Genomic DNA, 10295 nt, shown 5'->3' with positions numbered 1-10295 from the left:
CGAACAGACTTCGCACCGCCCCACACGTATACCTGTGGTCGGCTGCGAGATCTGTTGGGGTGGCACGGGGGGCGGTGCGCGCGACGGGGGCTCAGCCCGCCTTCACGCAGGCGCCGGTTGCGACGCCCCGCGTCTCCCCGACGGCCATCGCCACGCCGCGCGACACCTCGGCGAGTGTCAACGCATAGCCCGTGTCCGGGTCGTCCAGCGAACGCGCGAAGACGACACCGACGACCCTGCCCTGCTCGTCGAGGACCGGCCCTCCGGAGTTTCCCGGCTGGACCGGGGCACGCAAGGAGTAGACATCACGCGTCACTTCCTCACGGCCGGTGATGTCGAGACCACGGGCGACCAGGCGGTCACGAACGCGGGCCGGCTCCACGGCATACGGGCCGGCCAAGGGGTAGCCCGCGACGGCGACCGAGTCCCCTCGCTCGACGTCCTCCCCCAAGGTGAGCGGGCGGGCCGAGAGGCCCGGCACATGCAGGATCGCGAGGTCGGTGCGGGGGTCGAAGTGAACCACGACCGCGTCAGCCGGACGACGGGTACCGGGCGACGTCACGGCCACCCGATCGGTGCCGGCGACGACGTGGGCGTTGGTGACGACATAGTCGTCGGCGACGACCCAACCGGTGCCCTCGAGGGCGGTGCGGCACGTGCTGGCCTGCCCGTCGATCCGGACGATCGAGGCCCCGGCCGCCTGCACGCCCGGAGCGAGCGCGGCCGTGTCGTCAGGGGTCTGGACCGAGGTGATCGGTTCACGCGCGACCCCGCCGAAGACCTGGGGGAAGCCCTGCCCGGTCATGACGGTGTTGAGGCCGGCGAGCACCGTGCCGACCGGGACGGGGATGGTGCGGTCCACGGCGGCCAGGATCGCCGAGCGACCGACGACCGCGGACAGGGTCGATGAGCCGGTCAGCCGGGCGGCCCCACCGAGGAACCAGAGCACCATCGCTGTCGTGAGCACGACGAGCAGGCCGCCGCCGAGGGCATCAAAGGTGACCCCGGCCGAACTGCGCACACCGCGGCGGAGCCGGTGCCCCAGCCGCAGTCCGAGGAACTGGCCGAGGGCGGCCGAGCCGAGGAGGACCACGAGCAGCCCGATCCACTGCAGGAGCGGCGGGACGTCGGCCCAGCCGGCCCAGTGCGCGAGCGCCCGCGGGAGCACCCACAGCGCCAAGGCGCCACCGGCGAGAAAGCCGGCCAGGGAGGATGCCGAGACGAGAATGCCGGCCCGGAAGCCGGACACGGCATACGCGAGAAGGACAAGGACGATGAGCACGTCCACCCACGCGACCCCGGTGCTGCCGATCACCTCCGGCTCCAGGGGCGCCCGAGCCGCTCGGGAAGTTCCCGCTCGACCGATTCGTCCCACGGTGGAGCCAGACCGGCGACATCCAGCAGGGTGGAGAGCACCATCGCGGTGAAGCCCCAGACGAAGAGGCCCTCGACCTCGAAGCCTGGCCCCCGGTAGCCGCTCGGATGGGTGACGGTGAACCGCCGATCGGGATCGACCAACTCGGCGACGCGGACCTTCGCGGCGCGGGCAACCTCGATCGGGTCAGCAGCCCGGACCTCGCCGGGGATCGGCCACCAGGCAAGCACCGGCGTGACGGCGTGCTGGCTCGGAGAGAGGAAGATGTCGGGCAGTTGGAGGGCGACATCCACTCCGGCGGGGTCGATGCCTACTTCCTCGTGGGCCTCGCGCAGGGCCCCGTCGGCAGCGGTGACGTCCCCCCGCTCGAGCGAGCCGCCCGGAAAGGACACCTGCCCGGGGTGGGACCGCAGGTGAGCCGATCGTTCGGTGAGCACGACCTCCTCGCCGTCCGCACCGGGACCGAAGAGCATGAGGACGGCCGAGCGGCGATGCGGCCCCTTGGGTGGGGCGAAGGTCCGGAAGTAGTCGGGATGACCCTGCTCGAGCTCGCCGGCCACCCGTGCCATCCACGCCGGGCGAGGAACAGGCGCCGCGAGGTGGTCAGCGGACACGGTCGACATCGTCGGACAGGGGTCCCGGTGGCGGGTCGGGCAGTTCCGCGCCGGGGGCCAACTCATAGGCGAGCAGTGTGCGGGCCTTGACCGGGTCGGTCTCCCCCATCCCGTAGGAGGGACACAGTCGCGCCACCGGGCAGGCACCGCAGGCCGGCCGCTTGGCGTGACAGGTGCGTCGCCCGTGGAAGATCAGGACGTGCGAGGCCTGAGTCCAGTCCTTGCGCGGCAGCAGGGCGGCGACCGCTGCCTCGACCTTGACGGGGTCGGTCTCCTGCGTCCATCCGAAGCGTCGCACCAGCCGCCCGAAGTGCGTGTCGACGGTCAGGCCGGGCACCCCGAATGCGTTGCCGAGCACCACATTGGCGGTCTTCCTCCCCACCCCGTGGAGGGTGACGAGGTCCTTGAGGCGGCCGGGCACGACGCCGTCGAAGCGCTCGACGAGGTCAGCCGACAGGCGCAACACCGACTCCGTCTTGGCGCGGAAGAAGCCGGTCGGCTTGAGCACGACCTCCATCTCCTCGCGGTTTGCGCCGGCCAGCGCGGTGGCGTCGGGCCAGCGGGCGAAGAGGGTCGGGGTGACCTTGTTGACCATCACGTCGGTGGTCTGGGCGGAGAGCACGGTGGCGACGAGCAACTGCAGCGGGGACTGGAAGTCGAGCTCGCAGTGGGCGTAGGGATAGCGCTCCTCGAGAAGACGCAGCATCCGTCGAGCCCGTCGCGTGCGCGCGATGGGGCTCTCCTCGGCAGGGTCGGGGAGGCGCGCAGGCACGGGGTCAGACTACGTGCTGGGTCCCTGGCTGCATGGCACACTGTCGGCGTGGATCACGAGACCGTGCGCAGGGCGCCATTGTTTGCCGGCCTGGACGAGGAAGCCGCCGAGTCGCTCATCAAGCAGATGTCGGCCAAGCACATGGAGCGCGGCGACGTGCTCTTCCACGAGGGCGACCAGGGTGACCGGCTCTACGTGATCGGAGAGGGCAAGGTGAAGCTCGGCCGCTCCAGTGTCGACGGCCGCGAGAACCTGCTGGCCATCCTCGGCCCGGGCGAGATGTTCGGCGAACTCTCCCTCTTCGACCCCGGCCCCCGCACGGCCACCGCGACCGCCGTCGCCGAGACCCAGGTGCTCGCCCTCTCGACCGAGCAGCTGCGTGAGTACCTCCAGGGCCGCCCGCAGGTCGCGCTCACCCTGCTCGCAGCGCTCGCCCGGCGGCTCCGCCGCACCAATGAATCGCTGGCCGACCTCGTCTTCACCGACGTCCCCGGCCGCGTCGCCAAGGCCCTGCTCGACCTGGCGCGCCGCTTCGGCCGGCCGGTCGACGAAGGCATCATGGTCAGCCATGACCTGACCCAGGAGGAGCTGGCCCAACTCGTCGGCGCCTCTCGCGAGACGGTCAACAAGGCGCTGGCCGACTTCGCCGGTCGTGGCTGGCTGAAACTCGAGGCCCGCGCCGTACTCCTCATGGACGTCGAGCGCCTCAAGCGCCGCGCCCGCTGACCCCCAGATAGGTCAACTGCGCCCGAATCGACATCCGGGCCGCGGGCCACACCTCGCGCGGCACGTCTGCATAGGCCCGCTCGAGGACCCCTTCGACCGGATCACCGTCCAGCGCAGCACCATCAGCGAGCGCCTGCCGCACCTGCTCGAGTCGCTCAGCACGATGAGTCCGGTAGTAGGCCACCATCGCCCCGGCGTCCGGCACGGTCGGGCCGTGGCCGGGCAGGATCGTCGTCACCGACCCGTTCCCGGTGAGTGCGGCGATCCGCTCCAGCGATTCCAGGTATGCCGCGAGCTCACCATCGGGGTGCGCCACCACCGTCGTCCCCCGCCCCAGGACGGTGTCCCCGGTGAGCAGCGCATGGTCGGCCCCGAGCACGAAGGACATCGAGTCCCCGGTGTGGCCGGGGGTGGCGACGACCCGAAGGTCGAGACCGCCCGTGGTGATCGTGTCGCCGTCGCGCAGGTCGTCATGACCCCGACCGACCGCGCGGACGCGCGATCCGGTCAGCTCGGCGAACCGGGGGGCGGCCTCGGCATGGTCATGGTGGCCATGCGTGAGGATGGTGTCGGTGACCCGTGCGCCGCGGTCGGCGACCACGCGGCATACACGCTGGAGGTGGTCGTCGTCGAGGGGCCCGGGGTCGATGACCACCGCCTCGGTGGCACCCGGTTCGAGCAGGACCCAGGTGTTGGTGCCGTCGAGGGTCATCGGCCCGGGGTTGGGGGCCAGCACACAAAATGCTCGCTCGGTGACCTGCCCGCCGCTCCACAGCATGGCCCCACCCTGCCACGGGGGAGGATGGGCGTCCCGGCCGGGCGGCAAACACCCCGACCAGGCGATGGGTCGAGCACCAAGAAGACGAGCGGAGTCGCCCTTTGCCGCCCGGCCGGCCCCTGTGGATGACGACATCGTCGGCCGTCCGCTCCGCCAAGCTGGATTCGTGTCCGATGTCGCCAGCACCCTCGCCCAGTTGGGAGGATTCGCCCGTACCCGGGCGCTTCGGCGCCGACACACCAAGCGAGCACTGCGGGCTGCCGTGGCGAACGGTCAGGTCGTCCGACTGCGCCACGGCAGGTATGCCGTGCCCGGCTTCGAGCGGGACCCGGGACTCGCGCTCGCCTGCCACGGAACCCTCTCTCACCTGAGTGCCGCGCTGCAGCACGGCTGGAAGATCAAGGCTGTGCCCGAGAAGGCCTGGGTGACGATCCCGCGGGTTCGCGGCCAAAGGTCGTCGGTCCCGGAACAGGTCCACCTGCACCGCGCGGATCTGGCGGACGACGACGTTGTCTTTCGTCGCGGGGCACGCGTGACCATCCCGTTGCGGACCGTCATGGATTGTGCCCGCATCCTCCCCTTCGACGATGCACTGGCGGTCGCGGATTCGGCCCTGCGATCAGGGAAGGTCACGGCTGCCCAAGTGCGGTCGGCGGCTGCCACTGCCAAGGGGCCGGGGTCGGCACAGGTGCGCCGGATCGCCGAGTTCGCCGATGGTCGCGCGGCCAACCCCTTCGAGTCGGTGCTCCGCGCCCTGGCCCTCGAGGAGGGCTTGGTCCTGCAACCGCAGGTGATGATCGCCGAGCCCGGGATGTTCGCCGTGGTGGATCTGGCCGAGCCGGACGGTCCACTCGTCGTCGAGGCCGAAGGCTTTGCCACGCACGGCACCCGCACCGGGCTGCGCCGAGACTGCCGACGTCACACCGAGTTCACGATCCATGGCCGGGCGTCGCTGCGGTATGCCTATGAGGACGTGATGTTCGACCAGGCGTGGGTGCGCTGGACCTTCCGGACCCTCATCGCCACGCGGGAGGGTCGCCCGGTTGAGGCGCCACCGACTGGAGTGTGGGCTGTTGCCTGATCCGTTGTCCCGCGCGGGCGACAAAGGCCACATCCCACCGGTGAATCCAGCACCAAACGCCCCTCCGGACTGGGCTTTGCCGCCCGCGCGGCACTGGAGCCCCGCGGCACACCCCAGTGGTATGCCGCAGGGGTATGCCGCGACGTGGGGGTCAGACCAGCGCGCGCAGGTCGTCGTGGACGACCCCTTGGACTGCCTGCATCGCCTCGCGGGCCGTGCGGGCCGCCAGTGCGGTGGCCGCGACGCCCTGGCACTCGGCGAGCGAGTGCAGCGACAGTGCGAAGCGGACCATCGGCACCTTGCTCGGCGCCATCGACAGCGACTGCACGCCGAGACCGACGAGCACGAGCGCCAGGAGCGGGTCACCGCCGGCCTCGCCGCAGACACCCATCGGCTTGCCGATCTTGTCGGCCGAGGAGGTCCAGGCCGTCCTCGGCGACGTGGAGGCCTGACAACCCCTGAAGCAGCCTGCTTCACCTGGTACCACCCCTGCACCACCCCTGCCCGAGGGGCACCCGGAAACCTCCGCCGGGTGCCCCTCGACCCTTTCCCCTTGCGTCCGCCACGTTGGTTGGTATGCCGTCGAGTCGCCGGACGTTGCAAAGGAGGGTTTAGGGCAGGGGCTCAGGGCAGCGTGGTCTCCAGGGCATAGCCGTCCGGACCCTCGACGAGGATCGGCTCGACGAGCGCGACACTCGGTCGATCGGCGAGGTAGGCCTCCACCGCGTCAAAGCGCGCCAAGGCCTCCAGCATGAACATCGTGGGCGGCATCAGGCGCAGTTCCCCGGACTCGCCGAGCCGCAGCAACTCGACCGGGTGACCCCACCGCTCGGCCGTCGTCTCGGAGGTCGTGCCCTTGGCCACCTGGTCGTCGGGCATCCGCGCGGCGAAGAACCAGGTGTCGTAGCGTCGCGGCTCCAGTTTGGGGGTCAGCCAGCGCCCTCGCGGCACCAAGACGCCCGGAGCCAGCCGCACGCCACATTCCTCCTCAACCTCGCGAACCGCTGCGGCCACAAGTGGCCAGGCCCGCTCGGCCTCGACACCCATGAGGTCAGCGACCTCGCGCACCTCCGCCTCCGGGAGCCCGGCGGCGGCGTCCGTGGGGTCGACCCGACCGCCGGGAAAGACGACCATGCTCGGCGCGAAGGCCATCGTGGCCGCGCGCTGCTGCACGAACACCTCGGGGCCTGCAGCACCATCGCGCACGAGCAGCACGGTGGCAGCCAGCCGAGGCTCCGCAGCCACCGATCCGCCCTCGACCCAGGCCGCTGCGGCCCGGTGGAAGGCCTCGCCGCGGTCGAACCCGAAGTGACGGATGACCGGCATACAGTCAGTCGGCGACGTGAACGATGACCTCGACCTCGACCGGGGCATCGAGCGGGAGAGCAGCCACGCCGACAGCCGATCGCGCGTGAATTCCCCTGTCGCCGAAGGCCTTTCCGAAGAGCTCGCTGGCACCGTTGATGACGCCGGGCTGACCGGTGAAGGCCGGGTCGGAGGCCACGAAGCCGACGACCTTCACGACCCGCTCGACCTTGTCGAGATCCCCGATCAGTGCCTTGATCGCCGCGATCGCGTTGAGCGCGCACTGCTGGGCGAGTTCCTTGGCCTGCTCCGGCGAGACCAAGCCGTCGCCCTCACCCACCTTGCCGGTGGCAGCCATCGCACCGCCGGCCATGGGGAGCTGTCCCGAGGTGTAGACCCGCGAGCCGTCGAGCACGGCCGGCACATAGGCTGCCACCGGGGGGACGACGTCAGGGACGGTCAGGCCGAGTTCGGCGAGGCGGTCTTCGACAGTGCTCATGTCACTTCTCCTTGGGTCGCTTGAAGTAGGCGACGAGACCGCCGCCGGGGCCCTCGACGACCTGGACGAGCTCCCAGCCGTCAGCGCCGAAGTTGTCGAGGATCGCCTTGGTGTTGTGGACGATCAGGGGGGCGGTGAGGTACTCCCACGTCTGCATGCCCGCCACCTTAGCCCCGTGGTGGGATGGGGTGATGAGCACCGACGAACCTGACGTCCTGACCCGCTCGGCACGCCCACCGGACCGCACCGTGGTGACCGGCCCGGAGCAGACCGACGTCTATGACGTGTGGGAACCGCCGGCTGATCGCGCACCCCGGGGGCTGACCGTTGCCCTCGTGCACGGAGGTTTCTGGCGCGAGCAGTACGACCGCCACCACCTGCCGCCGTTGGCAGCCGCGCTCGCCGCCGACGGCTTCCACGTCGCCAACCTCGAATACCCCCGCATCGGTATGCCGGGGGGCGGATGGCCGGGCACCGGGACCTCCGTGTCTGACCGGGTCGAGTCCGCCCTCGCCGACGACCAGCTGCCCCACCGGCTGCTCGTCGTCGGTCACTCCGCCGGCGGCCACCTCGCCCTCTGGCTGGCATCGGCGGAGCAACCACCGGCGGGTCTGGCCGGCGTGGTCGCGTTGGCGCCGGTGGCCTCCCTGGCCGAGGCGCATCGGCTTCACCTGAGCCATGACGCAGCCGTCGAGCTCCTGGGCGGGACGCCCGACCAGGAGCCTGCTGCGTGGGCTGCGGCCGATCCCGCCCGACTGGGGCTGACGCTCCCGGCGGTGGTCCTGACCGGAGCGAACGACGACGAGGTGCCCGGATCGGTGATCGCGGCATACCAAGAGGGCCGGGAGGTGGACGAGCCGGTGACCTTCTCCGAGGTGGTCGGCGCCGGCCACTACGACCTCATCGACCCCGACCACGCGGCATACCTCACCCTGCTCGCCCACCTCGAGCAGCTGGCCATCGGCCTAGGCTGACCCCATGACCTCCCCCGCCCTACAGCGCTCCTTCGTGGATGCGCGCCTGCACGTCGTCACCGGCAAGGGCGGCACCGGCAAGACGACCGTCGCGGCCGCCCTCGCCCTCGCCCTTGCCGCCCAGGGACGTCGAGTGCTGATCGCCGAGGTCGAGGGGCGGCAGGGCATCTCGCAGACCTTTGACGTGCCTCCTCTCGGGGATGACGAGGTCCGCCTCATCACGGACCCGAGCGGTGGCGAACTCTGGGGGCTGAGCGTCGACGCCAAGGCGGCCCTCCTCGAGTATCTGCAGACCTTCTACAAGCTCGGGCGGGCGGGGTCTGCGCTGGAGAAGGTCGGCGCCATCGACTTCGCGACAACGATCGCGCCCGGGGTCCGTGATGTGCTGCTCATCGGCAAGGTCTACGAGGCGGCGGGGCGCACGACGGGCAATCGGCGTGGTCAGGGCCAGCTCGCCTTTGACTCGGTCGTCCTCGACGCTCCCCCGACCGGGCGGGCGGTGCGCTTCCTCAATGTCAACAAGGAGGTGGCCGACATCGCCAAGGTCGGCCCGATCCGGGGCCAGGCCGACTCGATCACCCGGATGCTTCGCGCTCGGTCGACGCTGGTCCACATCGTCACCCTCCTCGAGGAGATGCCGGTGCAGGAGACGGTCGACGCATTGCGCGAGATCGGGGATGCCGGCTTCGGTCTGGGCGCCCTCGTGGTCAACCTTGAGCGGGAGCCGATGCTCGACGAGGCAGCGCGCAAAGAGGTGCAGACCAGTGCTGATGCCGCCCTCGAGGACCGAGTGCGCGGCGAACTGGTCGAGGCCGGCATCCGCCCGACCGGACCCATGGTCCGCGGCCTGCTGAGTGAGGCCCGCGACCACGCGGCGCGCCTCGACCTCGAGGACGAACTTCGGGCGGAGATCGCTGCCCAGGACCTGCCCGTGCTGCACCTGCCCCGCGTGGCGGCGGGCGTCGAGGCTGGCGGCCTGCGCGTGCTCGCCCGCAGCCTTACCGAGCAGGGGGTGGCGTGATGGCGGGGCGAGGGCGTGACCCGGAGCTGCCGGCCTTCGACATCGACGCCCTGGTGGGCGACGCGAGCATCGGGATCATCGTCTGCTGTGGGGCTGGCGGCGTCGGCAAGACGACGCGCCGCGTGGTCGTCCTCACGATCGACCCGGCGCGCCGCCTCGCGCAGTCGCTCGGCCTGACCGAGCTCGACAACACTCCTCGACCTGTCGTGGGGGTCGACGAGTCCACGGGTGGTTCCCTCGACGCCATGATGCTCGACATGAAGCGGACCTTCGACGACGTCGTCGAAGCCCACGCCGCGCCTGACAAGGCGGCCCAGATCCTGGCCAACCCCTTCTACCAGGCGGTGTCGAGTTCCTTCGCCGGCACGCAGGAGTACATGGCGATGGAGAAGCTCGGCCAGTTGCGGGCCGAGGCCGATCGCACCGGCATCTGGGACCTCATCGTGGTGGACACCCCTCCGTCTCGCTCCGCGCTCGACTTCCTCGACGCGCCCAAGCGGTTGGGGTCCTTCCTCGATGGCCGTTTCATCCGGCTGCTGAGCGCCCCCGCGAAGGCCCTACCTCAAGGTCTTCACGGTCGGGGTGTCGCTCGCGACCAACACGATCGGCAAGATCCTGGGCGGGCAGATGCTCGCCGACGTGCAGACCTTTGTCGCGGCCCTCGACACCATGTTCGGGGGTTTCCGGGAGCGGGCCGATGTCACCTATGCCTTGCTCAAGGAGGACTCGACAGCCTTCGTCGTCGTCGCGGCTCCCGAGCGGGACGCCTTGCGCGAGGCGGCATACTTCGTCGACCGGCTGGCCCGGGAGGGTATGCCGCTCGCGGGCCTCGTCGTCAACCGCGTGCAGCGATTGGCGGCCGTCACCCTCGGCGGCGGCAAGGCGATCGATGCGGCCGAGCAGCTCGAGGCGGTCTCGCCCGAGGCGCGCCTGACGATCGGGATGCTGCAGTTGCACGGGGAACTCGCCGAGACCGCGGAACGCCAGGAAGCTCGCGTGCAACGTTTCGCGACCGGGCATCCGGGCACGCCGATCCGCGAGGTCCCGGCGGAGGCGACCGACATCCATGACCTCGACGGCCTGCGAGCCATCGGCGCCGCCCTCGGCGGCTGAGCTTCACCAGGCTTCCGCGTCACGCAGAAGTTGGGTT

General features: G+C 70.8%; 13 protein-coding genes and 1 pseudogene. 6 read left to right on the top strand and 8 right to left on the bottom strand.

Features of this window, described 5'->3' with window-relative positions:
- Positions 1-91: 91 nt before the first annotated feature.
- From BN10_RS13560 to nth, 3 genes are read right to left on the bottom strand one after another with little or no spacing between them, the layout of a single operon-like run.
- Positions 92-1315 (bottom strand): MarP family serine protease, encoded by a 1224-nt coding sequence (locus BN10_RS13560; RefSeq protein WP_010851830.1) that lies wholly within the window; start codon positions 1313-1315, stop codon positions 92-94.
- The gene (locus BN10_RS13555) at positions 1312-1998 is read right to left on the bottom strand and encodes an NUDIX hydrolase (protein ID WP_407674657.1); all 687 of its coding nucleotides are present in this window, start codon (positions 1996-1998) and stop codon (positions 1312-1314) included. The genes BN10_RS13560 and BN10_RS13555 overlap by 4 nt, the downstream gene beginning before the upstream one ends.
- On the bottom strand, positions 1979-2761 hold the full coding sequence (gene nth / locus BN10_RS13550) for an endonuclease III (protein ID WP_010851828.1): 783 nt from the start codon (positions 2759-2761) through the stop codon (positions 1979-1981). The genes BN10_RS13555 and nth overlap by 20 nt, the downstream gene beginning before the upstream one ends.
- A gap of 48 nt (positions 2762-2809) precedes the next feature.
- Between nth and BN10_RS13545 the strand changes: the two genes are divergently transcribed.
- Complete coding sequence (locus tag BN10_RS13545; protein WP_010851827.1) at positions 2810-3487, top strand: Crp/Fnr family transcriptional regulator; 678 nt, start codon at positions 2810-2812, stop codon at positions 3485-3487.
- On the opposite strand, the gene BN10_RS13540 is transcribed toward BN10_RS13545, so the two are convergent.
- Positions 3468-4265 carry an MBL fold metallo-hydrolase gene (locus tag BN10_RS13540; protein ID WP_010851826.1) on the bottom strand — a complete coding sequence of 266 codons (798 nt, stop codon included), beginning with the start codon at positions 4263-4265 and terminating at the stop codon, positions 3468-3470. The two genes, BN10_RS13545 and BN10_RS13540, sit on opposite strands and share 20 nt — an antisense overlap.
- A 166-nt stretch (positions 4266-4431) precedes the next feature.
- Here BN10_RS13540 and BN10_RS13535 point away from each other — a divergent pair, with 166 nt between their 5' ends.
- Positions 4432-5346: a hypothetical protein gene (locus BN10_RS13535; protein WP_156917243.1), complete on the top strand. Its 915-nt coding sequence runs from the start codon at positions 4432-4434 to the stop codon at positions 5344-5346.
- Between the two features lie 151 nt (positions 5347-5497).
- Here BN10_RS13535 and BN10_RS13530 read toward each other — a convergent pair whose 3' ends face one another.
- From BN10_RS13530 to BN10_RS17490, 4 genes are all read right to left on the bottom strand, one after another.
- Positions 5498-5833, bottom strand: a complete 336-nt coding sequence (locus BN10_RS13530; RefSeq protein WP_267878876.1) for a putative PEP-binding protein — start codon at positions 5831-5833, stop codon at positions 5498-5500.
- 137 nt (positions 5834-5970) lie between these two features.
- Positions 5971-6672, bottom strand: a complete 702-nt coding sequence (locus tag BN10_RS13525; RefSeq protein WP_010851823.1) for an NUDIX hydrolase — start codon at positions 6670-6672, stop codon at positions 5971-5973.
- A 4-nt stretch (positions 6673-6676) separates the two neighbouring features.
- A complete protein-coding gene (locus BN10_RS13520) occupies positions 6677-7150 on the bottom strand; it encodes a RidA family protein (RefSeq protein ID WP_010851822.1) in 474 nt (157 codons plus the stop codon).
- 1 nt (position 7151) lies between these two features.
- Positions 7152-7307 carry a hypothetical protein gene (locus BN10_RS17490; protein WP_010851821.1) on the bottom strand — a complete coding sequence of 52 codons (156 nt, stop codon included), beginning with the start codon at positions 7305-7307 and terminating at the stop codon, positions 7152-7154.
- 34 nt (positions 7308-7341) lie between these two features.
- On the opposite strand from BN10_RS17490, the gene BN10_RS13515 reads away from it, so the two are divergent.
- The 4 genes and pseudogenes from BN10_RS13515 (at position 7342) to BN10_RS18125 (ending at position 10258) form a co-directional block, all read left to right on the top strand.
- Positions 7342-8124 carry an alpha/beta hydrolase family protein gene (locus BN10_RS13515; RefSeq protein ID WP_010851820.1) on the top strand — a complete coding sequence of 261 codons (783 nt, stop codon included), beginning with the start codon at positions 7342-7344 and terminating at the stop codon, positions 8122-8124.
- Positions 8125-8128: 4 nt separating this feature from the next.
- Positions 8129-9145 carry an ArsA-related P-loop ATPase gene (locus BN10_RS13510; protein WP_010851819.1) on the top strand — a complete coding sequence of 339 codons (1017 nt, stop codon included), beginning with the start codon at positions 8129-8131 and terminating at the stop codon, positions 9143-9145.
- A pseudogene (locus tag BN10_RS18130) lies at positions 9145-9603 on the top strand (ArsA family ATPase); the annotation flags it as partial. The gene BN10_RS13510 and the pseudogene BN10_RS18130, both read left to right, overlap by 1 nt.
- A gap of 124 nt (positions 9604-9727) precedes the next feature.
- Entirely contained in the window at positions 9728-10258 is a 531-nt protein-coding gene (locus BN10_RS18125; protein ID WP_010851817.1) for an ArsA family ATPase, read from the top strand.
- The last annotated feature ends 37 nt before the right edge of the window (positions 10259-10295 follow it).

The organism is Phycicoccus elongatus Lp2, from assembly GCF_000367525.1.
GTDB classification, from domain to species: domain Bacteria; phylum Actinomycetota; class Actinomycetes; order Actinomycetales; family Dermatophilaceae; genus Phycicoccus_A; species Phycicoccus_A elongatus.
Note: the sequence above shows the minus strand (reverse complement) of the source record. Positions and strands in the feature narration are given on the sequence as shown.